This is a genomic window from Enterococcus sp. DA9, from assembly GCF_008000875.1.
Classification (GTDB): Bacteria; Bacillota; Bacilli; order Lactobacillales; family Enterococcaceae; genus Enterococcus_B; species Enterococcus_B lactis.
Map to the genome: position 1 here is coordinate 2,561,467 of NZ_CP042839.1, position 19,763 is coordinate 2,581,229.

General features: G+C 34.4%; 19 protein-coding genes. 4 read left to right on the plus strand and 15 right to left on the minus strand.

The features are described from left to right. Positions 1 to 2: 2 nt before the first annotated feature. The 4 genes from FTX43_RS13320 to FTX43_RS13340 form a co-directional block, all read right to left on the minus strand. Positions 3 to 245 carry a hypothetical protein gene (locus FTX43_RS13320; RefSeq protein ID WP_374990666.1) on the minus strand — a complete coding sequence of 81 codons (243 nt, stop codon included), beginning with the start codon at positions 243 to 245 and terminating at the stop codon, positions 3 to 5. A 475-nt stretch (positions 246 to 720) separates the two neighbouring features. After that, entirely contained in the window at positions 721 to 957 is a 237-nt protein-coding gene (locus FTX43_RS13330) for a hypothetical protein (RefSeq protein ID WP_010776246.1), read from the minus strand. Continuing rightward, entirely contained in the window at positions 950 to 2,038 is a 1,089-nt protein-coding gene (locus tag FTX43_RS13335; protein WP_147607113.1) for a hypothetical protein, read from the minus strand. The genes FTX43_RS13330 and FTX43_RS13335 overlap by 8 nt, the downstream gene beginning before the upstream one ends. A gap of 217 nt (positions 2,039 to 2,255) precedes the next feature. Further along, complete coding sequence (locus tag FTX43_RS13340) at positions 2,256 to 2,825, minus strand: recombinase family protein (RefSeq protein ID WP_147607114.1); 570 nt, start codon at positions 2,823 to 2,825, stop codon at positions 2,256 to 2,258. 377 nt (positions 2,826 to 3,202) lie between these two features. Between FTX43_RS13340 and FTX43_RS13345 the strand changes: the two genes are divergently transcribed. Together FTX43_RS13345 and FTX43_RS13350 are read left to right on the plus strand one after the other, a co-directional pair. After that, on the plus strand, positions 3,203 to 3,823 hold the full coding sequence (locus tag FTX43_RS13345; RefSeq protein WP_147607115.1) for a hypothetical protein: 621 nt from the start codon (positions 3,203 to 3,205) through the stop codon (positions 3,821 to 3,823). Between the two features lie 535 nt (positions 3,824 to 4,358). Next, positions 4,359 to 5,276, plus strand: a complete 918-nt coding sequence (locus FTX43_RS13350) for a hypothetical protein (RefSeq protein ID WP_147607116.1) — start codon at positions 4,359 to 4,361, stop codon at positions 5,274 to 5,276. A gap of 19 nt (positions 5,277 to 5,295) precedes the next feature. On the opposite strand, the gene FTX43_RS13355 is transcribed toward FTX43_RS13350, so the two are convergent. The 6 genes from FTX43_RS13355 to FTX43_RS13380 form a co-directional block, all read right to left on the minus strand. After that, positions 5,296 to 5,868, minus strand: coding sequence for a tyrosine-type recombinase/integrase (locus tag FTX43_RS13355; protein WP_147607117.1), 573 nt, complete (start codon positions 5,866 to 5,868; stop codon positions 5,296 to 5,298). Between the two features lie 490 nt (positions 5,869 to 6,358). Beyond that, on the minus strand, positions 6,359 to 6,766 hold the full coding sequence (locus FTX43_RS15305; protein WP_261801539.1) for a hypothetical protein: 408 nt from the start codon (positions 6,764 to 6,766) through the stop codon (positions 6,359 to 6,361). An 82-nt stretch (positions 6,767 to 6,848) separates the two neighbouring features. Beyond that, entirely contained in the window at positions 6,849 to 7,754 is a 906-nt protein-coding gene (locus tag FTX43_RS13365) for a site-specific integrase (RefSeq protein WP_048340615.1), read from the minus strand. Positions 7,755 to 7,887: 133 nt separating this feature from the next. Beyond that, a complete protein-coding gene (locus tag FTX43_RS13370; protein WP_147607118.1) occupies positions 7,888 to 9,468 on the minus strand; it encodes a peptide chain release factor 3 in 1,581 nt (526 codons plus the stop codon). 396 nt (positions 9,469 to 9,864) lie between these two features. Further along, positions 9,865 to 11,241 carry a hemolysin family protein gene (locus FTX43_RS13375; protein WP_002310348.1) on the minus strand — a complete coding sequence of 459 codons (1,377 nt, stop codon included), beginning with the start codon at positions 11,239 to 11,241 and terminating at the stop codon, positions 9,865 to 9,867. Positions 11,242 to 11,368: 127 nt separating this feature from the next. Next, positions 11,369 to 12,487, minus strand: coding sequence for an AI-2E family transporter (locus FTX43_RS13380; RefSeq protein ID WP_002310347.1), 1,119 nt, complete (start codon positions 12,485 to 12,487; stop codon positions 11,369 to 11,371). Between the two features lie 141 nt (positions 12,488 to 12,628). Between FTX43_RS13380 and FTX43_RS13385 the strand changes: the two genes are divergently transcribed. Next, complete coding sequence (locus tag FTX43_RS13385; protein ID WP_002310346.1) at positions 12,629 to 13,063, plus strand: GNAT family N-acetyltransferase; 435 nt, start codon at positions 12,629 to 12,631, stop codon at positions 13,061 to 13,063. A 70-nt stretch (positions 13,064 to 13,133) separates the two neighbouring features. On the opposite strand, the gene FTX43_RS13390 is transcribed toward FTX43_RS13385, so the two are convergent. The 3 genes from FTX43_RS13390 to recX form a co-directional block, all read right to left on the minus strand. Next, the gene (locus tag FTX43_RS13390; protein WP_002310342.1) at positions 13,134 to 13,667 is read right to left on the minus strand and encodes a DUF402 domain-containing protein; all 534 of its coding nucleotides are present in this window, start codon (positions 13,665 to 13,667) and stop codon (positions 13,134 to 13,136) included. A gap of 93 nt (positions 13,668 to 13,760) precedes the next feature. Continuing rightward, positions 13,761 to 14,939, minus strand: a complete 1,179-nt coding sequence (gene mutY / locus FTX43_RS13395) for an A/G-specific adenine glycosylase (RefSeq protein ID WP_002316961.1) — start codon at positions 14,937 to 14,939, stop codon at positions 13,761 to 13,763. Beyond that, on the minus strand, positions 14,932 to 15,729 hold the full coding sequence (gene recX / locus FTX43_RS13400; protein WP_002320426.1) for a recombination regulator RecX: 798 nt from the start codon (positions 15,727 to 15,729) through the stop codon (positions 14,932 to 14,934). Before recX ends, mutY begins: the two co-directional genes overlap by 8 nt. Positions 15,730 to 15,835: 106 nt before the next feature. Between recX and rlmD the strand changes: the two genes are divergently transcribed. Beyond that, complete coding sequence (gene rlmD, locus FTX43_RS13405) at positions 15,836 to 17,218, plus strand: 23S rRNA (uracil(1939)-C(5))-methyltransferase RlmD (protein WP_002310337.1); 1,383 nt, start codon at positions 15,836 to 15,838, stop codon at positions 17,216 to 17,218. Positions 17,219 to 17,389: 171 nt separating this feature from the next. Here rlmD and FTX43_RS13410 read toward each other — a convergent pair whose 3' ends face one another. Both FTX43_RS13410 and FTX43_RS13415 read right to left on the minus strand, forming a co-directional pair. Continuing rightward, positions 17,390 to 17,968, minus strand: coding sequence for a lytic polysaccharide monooxygenase (locus tag FTX43_RS13410; RefSeq protein WP_002310335.1), 579 nt, complete (start codon positions 17,966 to 17,968; stop codon positions 17,390 to 17,392). Between the two features lie 157 nt (positions 17,969 to 18,125). After that, a complete protein-coding gene (locus FTX43_RS13415; RefSeq protein ID WP_147607119.1) occupies positions 18,126 to 19,673 on the minus strand; it encodes a carbohydrate-binding protein in 1,548 nt (515 codons plus the stop codon). Between the last annotated feature and the right edge of the window lie 90 nt (positions 19,674 to 19,763).

Here is a 19,763-nt window from a genome sequence, read left to right on the forward strand (position 1 = left end):
ACTTATAACTCCTCCTCGAATAATTTACCATATTTGAACTGTAATAGTTCCTCTAATCCACTTAATTTTTCTTCACTTATCGTTCGTTGTCCTTTTCTGAAATTATGTAAATTTTGATAATGAATCCCGACAGCGTTAGCTACACTAGTCATCTTCACTCCATAATATCCTTCTAAAGTATCTAACCATTCTTTTACTTTTTCTTGTCTTTGAATAGTTTCTTCTGTAAATTTTTTATTTCTCATTGTAAGTTTCTCCTTCATAGTTATTAATTTTCTAATCACGATAGGACCTTACCATCATCCAACACTGAAGTAAAGTAAATCTACCATAATTGGACACTAAAAAATAAGTAGTCTATTTTTATCAGAAATTTCATTTTGCTATCTCCTATTTTCCTAGCACTTTCTTAGAAACAGTAAAATCTTTAAAAAAAGCTGATATATCGGTATTTTTTCAAATTTTAAATCTATCTACATACTAAAAAATACCTCTCAGATTCATTTAAGCGTAGAATTACCCACAAAAATTTTTTCATGGCGTTTGAGAGGTGTTTTTTGAAAAATAACACTTTAAAACGTTGATATAACAACAATCTGTTAATTTTGTCAACAAGTAGAAAAGTATTGATTTTACTGACTTTTTCGAGGGTCATTTTTTAAGTGACTTTTTACAAAATTTTTAAGATAATTTGTAAATAAAAAAGAGACATGAATAAATTCATATCTCTTCTAACAATTCTGTATTCATTTTATCCATATGCTTATTCCATAATTCAATCACCAAGTCCTCGGAAAATATCAATTTTTCCTGCTGTTTATCAGATAGTTTTTCAAATTGACTATATAATTCATTTGCCAATTTATTTAAAACAATCTTAGGTATGGTCACGTTGGCTCTCACAAACGTTCGTTTTACTTTATTTTGCACATATTTCTTCTTATCTAAACTATTCATTCACATCATCCGTTGTGATTTCCAACCATTGCCCTAAATCATCATTTATACGAAAAGTAAATAGAGCATTTTCAATTTTTCCTAACTTTTTAATCTTTTTATCAAAAAAAATCAAATCAGATTCTTTTTCATACTTTTCTTTGTCATCAATAATTTGTTGGTTCCATTCTGATATATCTCTTGCTAAAGATTTTTCTTCACTCTCAGAAACACTATACGTTCTCAGATATAAACTCATTGGACTATATATGGGTAAACCAAAATCTTCAGCTATGACATATCCTGTTCTTCTAAAATCATAATTCCCTCTCGCAAAATAACCATCTTTTAACTTTTTGGAATATTGACCTTCAAAAAGTGTTGCATTTAAAATTTCTACCGCTCGGGGAACATTTCCTTTTACTTTTGTTACTAAATAAGCAAAATCCTTTGGTGATAATTCATTCGTGATTAAGCTTGAAACATATTCACTGATGGTTGAATATCCTCCTTTAACTGAATGTTCGTTATATCCTGAATAATCCAATTCAGAGGTAAAATCACGTGAAAAGAAACTATTCTCTTCTGCAAATTTCTCGTAATTATCAATATCATGTTTTTTCATATAATTTTTAGGAATTGCTACGCAATAATAATTCTCATTTTTAAATTCATTGGCTAATAATTCTTGAAATCTATAGGGGTCATAAGAATATTGCCCGTCTCCTGTATTGACGAATTTCGTGATTTCTGGTCGAACTGCTTCTTTCAAATCAACAGTATATTGAACTTTATCTTTTGAATCTAACGCTAGTTTAGTTAACTCATCATTTTGAGAATTATAGAGATAATACTCCATTTTTTGTCGTTTATTTTCATCAATATACTCTTTTTCAATCTTAAATGTCATCACTAATTGACCATCTTCATTTGAATAAGTTTTACCTACTGCCGAAAATGGTCTTAATTCTTTTGTTTCTTCAATAGTTAGCTCTCTTTTCAACTCTTTTTGTTTTTGAACATAGGTGAAAATTCCCCAACTAGAAATTAGAATTGCTCCTATTATTCCTATACCAATCTTTGTACGTTTACTTAGTCCCACAAAATCAATCCTTTCTCACTCTCATTCAATGTAATAAACCAAGGTTTTTTCTGCATAAAAAAAGACCAATCTATCAATCTTTAAAACATTGATACACTCGTCTTTGTCTGTCAGTTATTTTTTTAATAAATTATCGGTAAAAAACCTTGGTTTTGTACCGATTAAACATCATGTTATACTACTAAATCTTATCGCTTGTCCAAAAAAATATCAAGTACTATTTTCTTGATAATCCTTCACTTTTAGCCAAATTATAGACAGTTTTCACACTAATACCACATTTTTCAGCAATTTCATTTAGTGATAATTCTTTATTCTGATATAGCTTTAAAACTTTCTTTTTCGTGTTATTTTTAACTTTAGGTCTCCCAAGTTTCTTGTTTGAATTCGCTAAGGCTTCTTTTGTTCGGATACTGATATTTTCTGCTTCAAATTCTGCAATAGCCGCTAAAACGGTAAAAAATAGTCTTCCGGTCGCTGTTTTCGTGTCTACACTCTCTTGAATACTTTTCAGATGAATTCCCTTCGCATTTAATTCTGACATTAGATTCACTAACTGCTTACTAGACCTACTTAAACGAGCTAAATTATAGATAAGTAAAGTATCTCCTGACTCCAAATTTTCTAATGCTTTTTCAAGTTCTGTTCGCTTCTCTTTTCTTCCACTTACTTTTTCAGAATAAATAATATCCGGTTCATACCGTTCTAACGCCTTTTTCTGGACTTCTAATCCTAAATCTTGTGAGCTAGTACTTGTTCTGATATATCCAATGACTTTATTTGTCATCCTGCAAAACCTCCCTTCTTTCTTTATTTTAATTGTTTATTTTCCGCACAAAAATACCCTAGTATCACATAAAAAATGGATACTAGAGCAAATTAGGGATTTTCTATCATATAGAGGGAATACAATTATCCAATATTGTATCTATTTATATGACAATGGTGTATTTCATCAAGGTATACATTTATTATTGCATCAAAAATAGCAAATGTCCAGCGAATTAATCCTCCTTTACTTTTCTATTATTTCCCTTTAAACACTTTATTATTCTAACAAAAACGCTTTTTTACAGAAATTATCCTGTTCTATAAAATTGATTTCTGATAGGTACTTGCTATAATTTATACTACAATAAAATAACAAGAAGGAGGTCATTTTTTATGACAAATGGAACAAGTCAAGGACTATTTATAGTTGTTGCAATAATTATATTTGGTATTTTTATAGCTATTAGTTATTTATTATTTAGAAATACTTTAAAACCCAGCTTATCGACAATATATTGTGATTCTTTTGAACAAATAGATGAGAACACCAATCTATTAGATACTAATAATAGTAAATGTATGAGAAAATTTAACAATTCTTTTGAAGTTAAAGGTTATTTTAATATTTGGTTTAAAGGAGCGAATTGGGGACCTATCATTTGGACACCAGATAATACAGAAATAAGAACAATTAAACTGAGCCAAGCATCAAATGGAATACCTACAATAGAGAATGGATATGTTCTTGTTGATAGTATTTCCGACATTAATGTTGCTGTAAAACAAGATGCTATTGATAAAGGATTTGGAACAAACAAGACACGTGAAGCATATATAAGTATTAACGGAGAAAAAGAAATATACTTAGGTAAAGCGAATTCTTCAAATGTAAGATGGGGAACAAATAAAGGATTAAAACTAAAAATCGGTGAAGTAAATACAATTAAGATGAAATACATCAATGTTCATGGTGGAAAAACAGTATATACTTTACAGGTAATAATACTCAATTAATACTTGATTTCTCTCTAATAATTTTATTAGAGAGTTTTTTTGTCAACAATTTTAAAGACAAGATTCAAATTTCCATCATCTGTTTTAGGATGGTATAATGAAGGGGTGAAGTAGGGGTAGGATACTTATGAATTTGGGATACTCTTGTGGGATACTTTTAAGAATTGAACGCTCTTTTTTATTAACTTGCCTCCCTTCATAAACCCTACATTCATAAAAATGATAGGCTTCATAAACCCTTCACTGACCCTACATAAGGCATTTTTTAAGAAAAGCAGATGAGAACTTTTTGAGAACTTTCGTGAGAACTTTTTTAAAACTACAGGAAATTTGAAAGGATTTTGAAAAAATTGAATGGAAACCTCCGTGAATTTTTTCTAACTGGCTGCTCCTTACAATTATCCTAATTTTCTACTAACTTACAATCAGCAAATTGAATGGATAGTTTTAAGGGATAGTTTAGAGAATGAACAATTAAGTTTACTAAATATAATATATTATCAATTATACAAAATTACTATTGGAGGGAGTGAACATGACAACACAATTTGTAAACAAACGAGCAATTGACACAGAAGAATTATTTCAGATAATAAATAACTCAGATGGCATCTATGAATCCACCCTACTGAAAATGCTTCAGTGCAATCGAATCAGTTTAGAAAGTCGATTAAAAACCCTTGAAAAAAACAAAATGATTACAAAACAAAAAATAGGAAAACACTTCTTTTATACGAACCATTTTGATTCTAAGAATTTAAGCATATTAGATAGTCAAGCCAACATTATTCAAAAGCTTGTTGACTATGCTATGTTTACTGAAACTATTCAAATTATCACAAAAGATAACAACTATAAGGAAGTTTATCTTTCAGCTTATGCCACAGGCAAAATTAACTTCAAAACGAACGAACAATTAAAACAAATTGCAAATGTGCGATACAATCAATTAACGTCTGTAGAAGAAAGAGATTGGTATTTAGAATTTTTAAAAAACGAACTGACGAAATTCCCAATCAGAATTTCGAGTGTCACTAACAAATTTGACTTTCATTATCATACAAATTCTTTAGATACGGTTGAAATTCTATCTATTCCCAATACTGAATACATTCCGATGCTTGAAGAAAGACTAGATGACTTTTCTTATAAGAATCTTGAAAAGAATGCTCATTTTGTTCGTGATGATATATTACTTTATATTGAATCTGAACATAGTTTTTGTTATTTTGATAAAATACAAAACAGGAAGTATGAACTGAAACGAATTAGCTCAATAATGGACTTCTTTTATGTTCTAGCTAAGAATTCAAAATCTAAGGATACGTTTTACTTTTCTTCTGATACAATCGAATTAAATACTGCACACCGCCTTTATATTAAAAGCCAACAGAATAAAAAGAAATTCAATACCGTTCAGCTAAAAAAGAACAAACAAAAAGCACAATCTTAAAGACTGTGCTTTTTACTATTTAATCTAAAGGATTAAACTTGTCTAAACTTGCTCGAATTTCTTCCTCTTCTAATCCTATATACCGAATCGTGATTGCTTGACTACTATGATTTAGTATTTTCATCAGCGTAGGAATATCCTTAAATTGGCGATAGTATTTATAACCAAACATCTTCCGCATCGTGTGTGTGCCAATATAATCCAATTCAAGAATTTTTGCGACTCTTTGCAAGACTTTATAGTACTGATGGGTTCCTAACGGTTTAGAGTGGTCAGAAGGTCTATAAAATAACCAATCAGATTGTCCATCATGATAAGAATTTAAATAATCAATTATTAAACTAGTCAAATTGGATAGATTTAATTCTCTTTGTTTATTTGTCTTTTTCTCGACAATGACTGTAGTAGTCTTATTTTGAACATCAGAAACTTTCAAATTCAAAATATCAGATACTCTTAAACCTGTATAAATACCAATCACAAAAATCAGATGGTCTCTTTTTCCATGTTTTCCTTTTTTCAATTCCGTTAAAAAATCTAACATCACTTGTTTGTCTTTTATAGGTTTTACATTAATAATATTTCGTGTCATTTTACCTCCTCCTATGCTGTTTTAAAGGGATACTTTTACATTGAATAATAGTTAAAGTATCCTTTTCATCTTTGTGGTCTGTTTTGATGTTGATAAATCAACATCTTCAAGGGATACTAATTACAAAAGTATCCCTCTTACAAGGACCTTTATAGCATCGTTGTTAGGAGGTTGCAAATTTGTAGAACATAATACATACTTTATAAAAAATTATTCTGTATAAATGAATCTTTATTGAATACAAATGATACGTTATACTCTGTTCTTTCTTGTCCGTTAATAAAAAACCTTATTTTTAATTTGTTTATACTCGTTTTTCTCCATCCACTTTCAGGACATTCGGTACCCTCTTCCTTATCACATAATTCAATAAATACACCTAATTGAAAACCTTCTACAAAGTATGACTGGTCTTTTTTGTCAACATCTAGTGAAAATGTTCCATATCCATTTTGCACATTTTTGTTATTAGTAAGTGCTATTAATCTTGCTATATCTGCTTCGCGTCTATTATTAAAATATTCTGACTCAGTCTTATTACTAACCTTTTTTCACAATCTGAAGTTTTTTTCATTTCAATCGCTATTAAATTTTCAGGTGTTGCACCTCCTTCACCTCTCTTATGAATAACTAAATCACAAATCACATTTTTTAGTCTATATTCTTTTGTTTGATTATCAAACATCTGAACAGCTTTTTTCTTTCCAGAATATCCTCTGTTATATTCTACATCTACATAATAATCATTGAACCGAGGATATTTTTCTCTCTTTACCAAAAGAATACATTGAGACAGTGAAGCACAAATAGTCTGTTCACTTACAGTCTCTTTAAATAGAGTTCTATTAAATCTGCATAATTCATTCAATGACTCAACAATTAAGTCAATTTCTATCATTTTATTATTCCTCCTTAAATAAGAGCTAAGATATATTTTACTACACACATTCATTACTTTAAATATTTATTAAGTAGATTCATTATTTCAAATTCATCAAAGTACTCGTTTTAATAGATTTCTCTATAAAATCTTCACTACTTAACGTCTGAACATATCTTTGAGTCATTTCAATTGAACTATGACCCATATTTAAACTTAACGTATAAATATCTAATCCATTCCGTAATTGCATACTTGCATAAGTATGTCTTAGCGTATGCCCCGAAAAACGGACACAATCTCTTATATCAATTTGCTTCTTTATTTCTTGCATAATCTGCCAAATACTTTTTTCATTCAATTTTTTACCTAGATTACTGATAATAAAAGGATTTCCTTCTAACAGCCCATATTTTCTTTTCTTAATTCGTTGATATTTTATTATTTCTTTTTTGAGAATTGGACTGACAGCGACGGCTCTATCCTTATTATTTTTTGATTTTCTAATAATGATTTGATTATTCATAATATCTTCATCTTGTATCTCGCAAACTTCGCTAATCCTCAACCCACATTCAATCATCAACATCAATATCACAACATTTCTTTGTGCTATATGTTTGTAAGGATGTTTTTTAGCAACTATAAGCATTTGTTTAATTTCATAATCATTCAAAGGATAGATTACTTTTCTTTGTTCTTTTAATCTTTCAATATCAACAAACGGATTATAATCAATATATTTTTCAATTAACATATAGTCAAATAACTTCTTTAATCTGCTAACACTGACATTGATTGTCGATGCTTGCATTTCTTTTTCTTGCATATCTATTATCCAGCTTTTTATATGTTTCTTTTCAATCTGTGACGGTTCAACATTTATTGATTTGAAAAAATTTGCTGTGTTTCTCAATTTTGATTTATAATTTTTGATTGTTATTTTTGAAAAACCTTTCACTGTAACATCCATACAAAATTCTAAAATAATATCCTCCCAGTTCATAGAAAAAAGTCCCTTCTTATCAAATTTTGATAAAAAAGGACTTCATGCAAACCAACGCATCTTAATAGATTTTGCTGAAGATGCGAGCTTCAATCTTCTAAAGATTCAGCTACTGATTGATTACAAATTAATTTTACATCAAACTTTTCAGTTCAACATCTGGATATTTATCCGCAAACCAGCGTTCCGCAAATTGGTTCTCAAATAAGAATAACGGCTGATCAAAACGATCACGCGCTAAGATATTACGGCTTGAACTCATCTTCTCATCTAAATCTTCCGGATCAATCCAGCGAGCAATTTTGTGCCCCATCGGAGACATGATGACTTCTGCGTTGTACTCATTTAACATACGATATTGGAATACTTCGAATTGCAGCTGACCAACAGCCCCAATGATATATTCTTCTGTTAGATATGTTTTATAAAGCTGAATCGCTCCTTCTTGAACCAATTGATAGATTCCTTTATGGAAGGATTTTTGTTTCATAACATTTTTAGCAGTCACTTTCATGAACAGCTCTGGAGTAAATGAAGGAAGTTCTTCATAAGCAACTTTTAGTTTGCCTTCGAACAATGTATCCCCAATCTGATAATTACCGGTATCATATACACCAATAATATCACCTGCTACTGCCTTTTCTACATTCTCTCTCGAATCTGCCATAAATTGCGTAACATTGCTTAATTTCAATTTTTTATTTGTACGTTCTAACCAGACATCCATTCCTCGCTCGAATGTTCCAGAACAGATTCGGACAAAAGCGATTCGGTCACGATGGGCTGGGTTCATATTTGCTTGTATCTTGAATACGAAACCAGAAAATTCTTCTTCATAAGGACTTACCATCTGATCATCTTGTGTTTTATGCCCATAAGGAGCTGGTGCTAATTCAACGAAAGTTTCTAAAAAAGTCTGTACACCGAAATTAGTTAATGCAGAACCAAAAAATACTGGTGTCTGATCGCCACGAGCAATTTTTTCTTGATTAAATGCATCTCCAGCTTCTTTGAGTAGTTCTACTTCTTCTAAGACTTGTTCATATAAGGAATTTTCAGTTAAAGGATGATTATCAGGAAGCAGACCATCTTCATCCAATTCTACTAAACGTTCTCCTTGATAATTTTCCGGACGATAAAACTCTACACGATTATGGTAAATATCATAAAGACCTTCTAAACCTTTTCCCATACCAATTGGCCAATTCATTGGATAAGACTCGATATCTAATAACTCTTCTAATTCTTCTAACAGTTCTAATGGTTCGCGACCATCACGATCTAGTTTGTTGATAAAAGTAAAAATCGGGATGCCACGTTTTTTAACCACTTGAAACAATTTCTTTGTCTGTGCTTCGATCCCTTTGGCACTGTCGATTACCATGACCGCACTATCCACAGCCATCAAAGTACGGTAAGTATCTTCAGAAAAATCTTCATGTCCTGGAGTGTCCAAGATATTTACTCGTTTTCCTTGATAATCAAACTGCATAACAGAACTAGTGACAGATATTCCACGTTGTTTCTCGATTTCCATCCAGTCTGATTTGGCAAAATTACCTGTTTTCTTTCCTTTTACAGTTCCGGCTTGACGAATAGCTCCACCAAACAATAGTAATTGTTCTGTAATCGTTGTTTTCCCCGCATCCGGATGGGAAATGATTGCAAACGTTCTGCGATTGTCCACTTGCTGCTTTAATTCTGGATTATTCATAACCTAACTCCATTTCTTCCATTCAATTATTTATCTTTTTCTAGACAGATTGTCTGTTCTCTTAAGGAAAGACAATTTCATATAGGGCTGTGACAAAAGCCGTGTCGCCGTCCCTTTTTCCGAGTAAACAGTGTTTAAAAGCTTGCATTGGTAATAATCCCCACCAACCCAAAAACAAGAGAAGCTGTTTTTGCTTAGCTGTTTTTATTACTTGATACAAGACAGCTTTTTCACAACTTCTGTTAATTACTACAACTGAATCAGTATAGCATGGATTCAGCGAATGAAAAAGCCACCAAATCATAAGAGTCAAATATTTTTGTCAGCTGACTAAAGAAAAGACATGTTGCTTGTTTATTCAAGCAACACGTCTTTCTTTTATAACCAAGTTTCCAATTATCTTCTTGGTTCGTCATCTTCGAATTCTTTTCTGAAGTATCTGCGTTCTTCTTCAGGTTCCGCTTCTGTTTCTTCCGGATCATGAAAAATGACACGGATTTTAAGGATTCGAGAACCTTCCATTTCTTCAGAAACCAGCGTAATATTATCGACATCAAATGATAACTTTTCGCCTTCATCCGGAATCATGCCTAATGCTGTAATCAAATAACCAGCCATTGTGTCTACATCACTCATATGCAAATCACTGTCAAAAGCTTCATTGAATTCATCAATCAGCATTCGTCCTTGGATAATATATTCGTGTTCATCGATTTTTTCATAAAGATTCTCAACTTCATCTGATTCATCATCGATTTCTCCGACGATTTCTTCTAAAAGATCTTCTAATGTTGCTAAACCAACGACACCGCCATATTCATCCAATAAAATAGCCATTTGATTCTGTGTCTTTTTCATTTCATATAATAGATCATCAATAAAGACCGTTTCAGGAACGAATAAAGGCTCCTGCATGATTTTTTTGATATCTAAATGATCAAAGCCAAATTTATGGGCTGCTTTTAGTAAATTCTTTGTATGAAGGATTCCAACTACCTTATCTTTGTCTTCATTATAGACAGGAATTCTTGAATAGTTTTCCGATAAAACTTTATTCACATTTTCTTCCACAGTGTCATTGATATCAATCATAAATGCATCCGTTCGTGGGACCATTACTTCTCGAGCAACTTTCGTATCAAGAGAAAAAACCCCTTGGAGCATTTCCAATTCTTCGTTGTTCAATACGCCTTCGTTTTCAAGCATATAACGCATTTCATCTCTGGTCATTTTTGAATCTTCATCATCAAAGGTCATCGGTGTGATACGTGCCAACAAACTTGTAGAAGCAGAAAGCAACCAGACAAAGGGCTTAGCTACTACGCCGATCAAGCGTATCAGCCCTGAAGTGAACTTTGCGACTTCTTCTGATTTATTTAAAGCAATACGTTTAGGGTACAATTCTCCAAAAACAATCGATACATAGGTCAAAATAGCCAGCACAATGATATTTGCAATATTTTTTGCCGCTGTACCGCCACCTAATACCGGAGCTAACCGTTCCGATAAAGTATTTGCTAGTGACGCACCGGACAAAATGTTGACCAAAGTGATTCCTACTTGGATTGTCGATAGGAAATTATTTGGATTCTGCAATATTTTTAAAAGCTTTTGAGATTTCACATCTCCTTCATCAGCTTTTTGCTCGATTCGATTCTTATTGATCGAAACAACAGCAATTTCGGAAGCTGCTAAAAAAGCATTGATCAATGTCAAAACGATCAATAATAAAATCTGCGCTAACAGCGACTGACTCTCAGGGTCAGCATTCATAATCGCATTCTCTCCTTATAAAATTAATTTTTAGTTTACGATAGAAAAAAACGTGGCACTATAGCCACGTTAAAATGGTATCACAAAGCAATTTTCTTTGCAATAAAAACAAGTGTACTAAAACTATCTACGAGGTCGTAGCAATTTTTTTCTTGTTTTCATTTTGTTTATCTTCCTTGATGATTTTGATTATATAGGAAATGATTGTCTTGCAGATTGCATAAAAAGGAACACCTAAGAAGATACCAAGCAATCCGGCAATGTTTCCTGCTACTAGAAGGACGATAATGATCGTTAAAGGATGGATCTTCAGTGATTTCCCAATTACATTCGGATAAATGATGTTTCCATCTAACTGTTGGACGATTAGTACAACTAAACAACAAAGCAATGCTTTTATCGGATCGTTGAAGATCGTCACTAAAAATGCAGGTGCTAGCCCTAGATAAGGTCCTAAATATGGTATCAGGTTGGTCAATCCTGCAATGACCCCGAACAAGAAAGCATAATCTACACCGATGATCATATATCCTAAAAATGTAAAAGTGCCGACGAATAGACATTCAATTGCTTGTCCACTAATATAATTAGCTAATGTTTTATTCAGCTGTCCCAATAATTCCACAATTTGATTTCTTCTTTTCTCCGGGAAAAACTGTTGGATGTTTGGCACTAGTTTTTCGCCATCTTTCAACATATAGAACAAGATGAAGGGTGCCGTAATGATCACTACGGTTGCCGAAGCAATCGTTCCAACGATCGAACCTAAACTGTTGGAAACGCCACTAAGGAATTGTTGGATGATCGTCCCGTAAGAAATATCTAATTGTTCAAAATATTTATTGATATCAACTTCCTTGAACACAGGCAATTCGGCTACCTCTTTTAACCAACTTTCCACCTGTTTGATAAAATCAGGCATACTAGATGCCAATGAGGAAATTTGCTGTACTAGACTTGGAATGACACTAAGTAAAATCCAAATAATTGCTGCAACTAAAAGGAGCAGCACAATTGCGACAGCCCATATTCTTTTGATTTTTGCTTTCATCAGCAGCTTGACGATAGGATTCAGCAAATAGTAAAGAAAGCCTGCAATCAGTACGGGTGCAAATAACGTGGAAAAAAATGTCCCGATCGGTTCAAAAATAAAATTTATTTCTGATGAAATCATGATCAGTGCAGCTATGATCAATAATTCAAGCGACCAAAACATTAGTTTAGACTGTCTAAGTTTTTCAAACAATAGATTTCCTCCTTTCTTTCTTCCTAGTATATATTATATTCACTAAAAATTCTTTTATTCTTTTTTTATTTTCGAAAACTTTCCATACTTTTTATTTATTTTATTTTCCAGTATACTATACGAAAGGAAGGTGGCTAGACCATGAAAGTTGTACAAACAAAAGATACAATGAGCAATATTTACTTAGATGCTGTAAGAATCAGACATCAAGTCTTTGTAGTCGAACAAGGTGTCCCTTTGTCTCGAGAAATAGATAAAGATGAAGCACATTGCATCCATTTCGTTCTGTACTCAGATAAAAAAGAACCGCAAGGAACTGTACGCCTTTTGCCTTTAGAAAACGGAAAAATGAAATTACAGCGAATGGCGATTCTTTCTGAATACAGACACCAAGGCTTAGGTAAACTATTGATTGAAGAAGCAGAAACCTTTGCTAAGAATCAAGGCTATAATACGATTTTATTAGGAGCGCAGTCTACAGCGGAAGCTTTTTACGAAAAGCTTGGTTACATAGCTTACGGTGAGCCTTTTGAAGACGCTGGCATGCCTCACATTTATATGAAAAAGACTTTATAAAAAATTTTTCAAAAAAAAACAGCAAGCTTTTGAGAAAAATTTCTCACTGGCTTACTGTTCTTTTTTGCGTTTACTTACGCGACAATTGCTTGTAACGGTCATACCAAATATCAATATAGCCTTCTGAGAACGGGCCATCTCCATTATTGATCCAGTCAACCAGAATCTTCACATTTTCTTTTAGGATGAAGTCAATATCGTTCGGGTAATTCATCATTTTGCTGTGCATCTCGTACTCATCGACATCCAATAGTCGTTTCTCGCCGTCAGGAAACACCTTGATATCCAAGTCATAGTCGATATATTTCAAGGCCTCATCGTCCAGCAAAAAAGGTGAAGCTAGATTACAATAATAGGAAACCCCCTTTTCTCTGATCATTGCTATTACATTGAACCAGTATTTTTTATGAAAATACACAATCGCTGGTTCGCGCGTTACCCATCGGCGTCCGTCAGATTCAGTAACTAATGTGTGATCATTCACGCCGATCATAGAGTGTTCGCTTGTTTTCAATACCATGGTATCTCGCCACGTTCGATGCAATCTGCCGTCGTGCTTGTAACTTTGGATCGTCACAAACTCTCCTTCTTTTGGAACTCCCATAGCAACCCTTCCTTAAGCAGCATTTTGTGCTTTGTGTTTGGGTGTTCATTACACCGACATCATAATTATTATATCAATAAAAATGAGCTTTGCCTAGAAAGGATTCCTATTGTTTCGATTTTTCTCCAACTGTTCCACTAGTTTCATTTGTACCTTCGGAAAAACGACCGAATCAAATGCAGCAGGCTTCAACCACTTCGAAGTTTTGTTCTCGGTAAATTCCTGTTCTGCTTCCTCGGTTGCCCGTCCGTAAAAAAGGAGAACATGCCATTTCAGATGACTAAAAACATGAGTAACCTCTCCTAAATGACGTGTCTGCCAAATAAAAAGTTCCTGCTTTTCGAAGGGAAGCTCTTTTCCGTCTTCTGCTACTAGATCATCAAACAGATCGACTTCCTGTTTTGCTTCCCATTCTTTTTTCAATCGCTCGTACTCCTCTTGTGTCACTTCCACCATTGGAAATGTCCACATATTCGCTAGCAGTTTTTGGCTATCTCTTTCTTCAAAATAATACGCTCCCGAATGATTTTGAAGAGCCGCACTGATATAATAAACGTTTTTTGGCTTTGCTTTTTTTGTTTTTACAGGAAAACTCGTTTGGATTCCTCGTTTGTTGGCTAAACAAAAGGCTTGGATCGGACAAGCTTCACACTTTGGAGAAGTTGGTGTACAGATAGCTGATCCTAGATCCATCATTGCTTGGTTGAATTCACCTGGATACGTTTCATCAATGATTTTCCGCATCGCTTCATCAAAGATTTTCCTGCTGGAAGCTTTGGCAATATCTGCTTCAATGCAAAACAATCTGCTGACTACTCGCATCACGTTACCGTCAACTGCAGGTTCTGGAAGTCCAAATGCTATACTTGCTATCGCTCCTGTCGTATAGGGGCCTATTCCTTTCAATGAGCTGATTTCTTCAGGCGTTTGCGGCATTTTTCCGTCAAATTCAGACATGATCTGTTTAGCAGCTGCTTGGATGTTTCGGGCTCTTGAGTAATAGCCAAGCCCCTCCCAAGCTTTTAAAAGCTTTTCTTCTGGAGCAGTTGCCAATTCTTCAATTGTAGGAAACCATTCCATGAAGCGATAAAAATAATCGATCACTGTATCTACTCTGGTCTGCTGGAGCATGATCTCAGAGATCCAGATACGATAAGGATCCCGATTGTAGCGCCATGGCAGGTTTCTTTTTTCTTGTTCATACCATTGAATGAACTGATCTTGAAATTCTTTTGTTTCTTCGTCTGTCCATTTTTCCCATTCTTTATTCACTTTCCTCTTCCTTTTCCGTAATGAATCGCTGGATCATATCCAAATCAAATCCTTTTTGATATAAGCTTTGTTTTACTTTTAGGTTTCTTTTTTTAGGTTCAAACCTTGAATTTCTTCGCCATAGTTTATCCCCTTGTTTGACTAAATAATCATATTCTGTTTCCTGGTCTACTTCTTGCGGAAGATCAGCCATCGCTTGTTGGATCACTTCTTGAGAAAAACCTTTTGTCATCAGAGTTTGTTGGATTTTCCGCAATAATTCTTTTTGGCTTTTCCCATGATTTTTTCCAAATGTTTTTTCAGCTGTTTGATGTGCATTTTGAACTTGGTCTTCAACTGTATACTGGGCGAGCGCCTGTTCAATAATCTCTAGTTTTAATCCTTTTTGCTGCATTTGCTGTGACAATTTTTTTGGACCTTTGTCACTTAAGCGCATGTTCGTGCGCACATAACTTTCCCCATAGACCAAATCATTGACAAGATCCAATTCTTTTAAGCGGGCTACGATTTTATTTCGGTCTTCTTGAAGGATTTCCTTTTCTTTTAAGTATGTTCGGATTTCTTTTTCCGACCGTAACTGATAGCTTAAGTAATTCATTGCTAGCTGAAATCCGAAATCAGCGCCACTGCTCTTCTTGATCTCTTGGATAGTTTCTTCGTCTAATTCCCGTCCTTTTAACAAACGATAGCGTACTAATACATCTTCAGATACTTGTAAAGCTTCTCCTTCAGATAAATCTACGCGATAGAAAGGGCCTTTGCCTTTACTGATTCTCGTAACGGTTAACATAAACATCCTCCTCGAACATATATTCTCTATCATACCATAGAAAATCCCCGTAATCAGGTATTATATGTTAGAATAAACCACAGAAAAAAGAAAAAGGGAGATACTTATGGCAGAAACAATTGTCAAAAATGGACAAACGATTCCTTTGAAAATCAAGCGTTTAGGCATAAATGGCGAAGGAATTGGTTATTTCAAACGATTGATTATATTTGTTCCGTATGCACTACCAAAAGAAGAAGTACTAGTCAAAATCACGAAAGCAACTCCTCGTTATGCAGAAGGAGAATTAATAAAAGTCAAAAAGCCAAGCAAAGATCGCGTAGTGGCGCCATGTCCTGTTTATTATGAATGCGGTGGCTGTCAATTACAACACTTAGCCTATCAAGCACAATTGGATTTTAAAAAGGATCTACTCTTGCAAGCATTGGAAAAATTCAAACCAGCAGGCTTTCGATCCTACCAGTTGTTACCGACGATTGGGATGGATGATCCATGGCATTATAGAAACAAAGCACAATTTCAATTACGAAAAAATAAACAAACGCAAAAGACCGAAGCTGGTTTATATGAAGCAAACTCGCATCAGTTAGTTCCTATAACAGACTGTTTGGTACAAGAACCCCGAACACAAAAAGTGATGAATACTGTTGTTCAACTATTGAATAAATTTGATGCACCCATCTATGATGAACGGACAAACAGTGGTATTTTCCGCACGATCATGGTCAGAATCGGTGTCAAAACTGGAGAGCTGCAAGTCGTTTTTATTACTCGCAGTAAAAAATTCCCACAAAAAAACGCAATGATTCGCGAGATCAATGAACGCCTGCCCGAAGTTGTTTCGATCATGCAAAATGTCCAAGCACAAAAAACATCTCTCGTAATGGGGGATGAAACGATCCACGTATGGGGAAAAGAAGCCATTGAAGAACAAATCAATGAAGTGACTTTCGATCTTTCTCCTCGCGCCTTCTTTCAGTTGAATCCTCAGCAGACCGAACTGCTTTATGGTGAAGGAATCAAAGCATTAGGTGCCCAGCCTGATGAAACAATCGTAGATGCTTATTGCGGAGTTGGTACGATTGGTTTAAGTGTAGCAAAAAAGGTCAAAGAAGTCCGAGGAATGGATACCGTTCCTCAAGCAATCGCTGATGCAAAAAGAAATGCGGAAAGATTAGGGTATCACAATACTCGATATGAAGTCGGTACAGCCGAACAAGTTCTACCTAAATGGTTGAATGAAGGTTTTCAGCCAGATGGTATTATCGTAGATCCGCCACGTACGGGTTTGGATAACGCATTGATTCAATCGTTACTGAAATTTCCACCAAAAAAACTTGTTTATATCTCCTGTAACGTTTCTACACTTGCCAGAGATCTGGTCCATTTAAGTAAAAAGTTCAATGTTGAATATTTACAGTCTGTTGATATGTTTCCTCAGACTGCACGTTGTGAAGTTGTCGTGAAGATGACGAGACTTGCTGATTAAACGAGAGAAGGCGTGAGCCTGCCGTTCAGCTCCGAGTCATAAGGAACAATTTCAAAAAACAGCTTTTCATGTTTGGTGACTATTGTCACTTGTGACCGAGGAGTTGGCAGGCGAACACTGCTTATTCAAAAAAGGGTTGTGACACGTTTTTTGTCACAGCCCTTTTGATTATTATTGGATATTCACGTCAATCACTTGATAGAATGCATTTGTCGTATCACTGATATTCCATACTGCTAAAATCACATTGTATCCTTTGCGGTCTTGAGGAAGTGTAATTGTTTGGTTGACTGTTTTTGGTGGTACGGTTGCTTTGTCGTCTATTTTTGTAATCAATTCAAAATCGCTAAATTTCAAAGGTTGATCAGGGTTCCAATTTGGCTTGGTAATGTAGTAATCCCAAGTACTTGTCCGATGTTGCGCTGTTAAATTCCAAGTAATATTCAATGTTCCTGGATTGACCATATTTTTATACCATCTGTTAGATGTCTGTTCGTCTAAAGGTTCAAATCCGCTGACTCCTGCACTGGCGATTTTTCCATCAATGAATGTATTTTTGGTAGCTTCGATACTTTGCGGTTCCCATTGTGCTCTTCCGACATTTTGGTTTAGATTTCCTGCTGCTGATGTTCCTAGATATGCACGACTTCCAGGAGAAGTAATATAACCGTGTGCGAAACCTGGAATGCTGAAACCGAACAACCCTAAACTAACTAACCCGATAAACAATAACGTACTAATCTTTTTCATGTAGAAACCTCCTTCATTTGATAAACATATTGTAAACGCTTTATTATATTAACACAAACATTATTCTTTTATAATTTTATATTGAAATAAAAAGAAACAGGAGCTAAATAAAACTCCTGTTTACATTTTTTATTTATTTTTCATATATACCTATGAATCAAGAAATCTGTCTCCAAGGTCCCCATTCTCCAGATTCACTTGGATTATTGTTTTGAGTCCAGTACTTAGCTTCATAGATGATGCCTTCGTATACAACACGATCGCCAGCCGCATAAACTTTTTCAGGATCCCATACTGGATATTCACTTTCATTGTCCGCTAATGTTGTAAACGTCAATGTTGTTTTATCCGAAATATTACCAGAACGGTCTTCTGCTGTAAGTTCCACTGTATAAGTTGTATTCGCTTTTAAATTCTCAAAAGTATACTTGATATCTATTGTACTTCTTTCAACTATTTCTTCGTTTCCAATCAATCGAAGGTTATACTTTCCAATAGAATCATTATCTGTCGCAGGTGACCAACTTAGCGCAGCACGCCTAGATGTCACCAATTCTGCTTTAAAATTCTCTGGAATAGTTGGTTTTTCTTTGTCCTCTGGAAGAGGTGTGTCATCTGTAAAACGTTGTGCCACATTTAAAAATTCATACCGGTTATTGACTTGTCCTTGTCCTCCATCGACCTTTGAATCTCGATTCATTGACCAGTAGGAAACCATTCCAATATTTCGTTCTTTTGCATGCTGAACAACTCGATTAAACATCGTTGCTGTAAAGTATGGATGAGCTTCACTTTCAAATCCGATTGATGGAGTGGTTCCTAATTTAGCATATGCTTGTTCTGTCGTCAAAGTCGTTCCCATAAATCTTTGATAATACTCTTTTAACTGCACCATTGTATTATCCACAGCATCAAGCGACCCTTGGGCATAATCTGGTACACTGCTTCCGTAGCACATTGTCATTAGATTGATATTTGTCAAATCCACTCCTGCCTCCAGATAAGCTTGTAACACTGCTAATCCGGTCGAAATCAGGCCAGTATCCATGACTGGCAAGGTCAACGTTACTTCTACACCAGTTGCTTCTTGAACTTTCTTTACCGCTTTTGCATTTACCAAATTCGCTTCATATCCCATCGCAGCGGCTTCTACATCATAGTCTACACGTGTCAATCCATAGCCTTGAATAACTTCCATATAGGCATCATATAAAAGTGCTTGATTTTGAGTGACCTCCCAAAATGCTCCTGAATTCAGTCCGCCAAACGAAACAGCTACATCTCCGCCATTTTGACGTAATTCCCGGATAGATTTTTTGATTCCTTCATACTGCCATTCGTCATTATCAATCTCACTTAGACCATTAAAACCACCCCAAGCCCAATCAATTCGACCATTTCTAATACCTCTCGCCTGTAAAAAACCTAATTTAAAAAATTTCTGTCCTGTTTGTTGAGCAACAGCTGCTAAGTTCAATGCCCCATTATTAGATAGTTCTTCATCAGAAGAATAAGCAGTTATATCCACATAAGGAGCAACTACTTGTTTTGGCCACTCAATTCCTTGTCCTACTCCAAAATCGGGATTAGTCACTACTGTTTGTTCGATTGCAGATGATTCTTGTACTTGAATCAGCAATGCAGGAGAAAAAAGCATCGTGCTGAGTGCCGCCCCAGTAAGTACTTTGAGTAAACCTCTTTTCATATTTATCAACCTTCCTATGTATAATTTTTTACTTCAGCCAAGCTTTTATGTAATCGATTACAATATAGATTGTAACAGAAGTTAATAAGA

Excerpts from the sequence above, each read along its gene's own strand:
- FTX43_RS13320 (WP_374990666.1), bottom strand. The coding sequence starts at position 245 with ATGAGAAATAAAAAATTTACAGAAGAAACTATTCAAAGACAAGAAAAA.
- FTX43_RS13330 (WP_010776246.1), bottom strand. The coding sequence starts at position 957 with ATGAATAGTTTAGATAAGAAGAAATATGTGCAAAATAAAGTAAAACGA.
- FTX43_RS13340 (WP_147607114.1), bottom strand. The coding sequence starts at position 2,825 with ATGACAAATAAAGTCATTGGATATATCAGAACAAGTACTAGCTCACAA.
- FTX43_RS13345 (WP_147607115.1), top strand. The coding sequence starts at position 3,203 with ATGACAAATGGAACAAGTCAAGGACTATTTATAGTTGTTGCAATAATT.
- FTX43_RS13350 (WP_147607116.1), top strand. The coding sequence starts at position 4,359 with ATGACAACACAATTTGTAAACAAACGAGCAATTGACACAGAAGAATTA.
- FTX43_RS13355 (WP_147607117.1), bottom strand. The coding sequence starts at position 5,868 with ATGACACGAAATATTATTAATGTAAAACCTATAAAAGACAAACAAGTG.
- FTX43_RS15305 (WP_261801539.1), bottom strand. The coding sequence starts at position 6,766 with ATGATAGAAATTGACTTAATTGTTGAGTCATTGAATGAATTATGCAGA.
- FTX43_RS13365 (WP_048340615.1), bottom strand. The coding sequence starts at position 7,754 with ATGAACTGGGAGGATATTATTTTAGAATTTTGTATGGATGTTACAGTG.
- FTX43_RS13370 (WP_147607118.1), bottom strand. The coding sequence starts at position 9,468 with ATGAATAATCCAGAATTAAAGCAGCAAGTGGACAATCGCAGAACGTTT.
- FTX43_RS13375 (WP_002310348.1), bottom strand. The coding sequence starts at position 11,241 with ATGAATGCTGACCCTGAGAGTCAGTCGCTGTTAGCGCAGATTTTATTA.
- FTX43_RS13385 (WP_002310346.1), top strand. The coding sequence starts at position 12,629 with ATGAAAGTTGTACAAACAAAAGATACAATGAGCAATATTTACTTAGAT.
- FTX43_RS13390 (WP_002310342.1), bottom strand. The coding sequence starts at position 13,667 with ATGGGAGTTCCAAAAGAAGGAGAGTTTGTGACGATCCAAAGTTACAAG.
- recX (WP_002320426.1), bottom strand. The coding sequence starts at position 15,729 with ATGTTAACCGTTACGAGAATCAGTAAAGGCAAAGGCCCTTTCTATCGC.
- rlmD (WP_002310337.1), top strand. The coding sequence starts at position 15,836 with ATGGCAGAAACAATTGTCAAAAATGGACAAACGATTCCTTTGAAAATC.
- FTX43_RS13410 (WP_002310335.1), bottom strand. The coding sequence starts at position 17,968 with ATGAAAAAGATTAGTACGTTATTGTTTATCGGGTTAGTTAGTTTAGGG.
- FTX43_RS13415 (WP_147607119.1), bottom strand. The coding sequence starts at position 19,673 with ATGAAAAGAGGTTTACTCAAAGTACTTACTGGGGCGGCACTCAGCACG.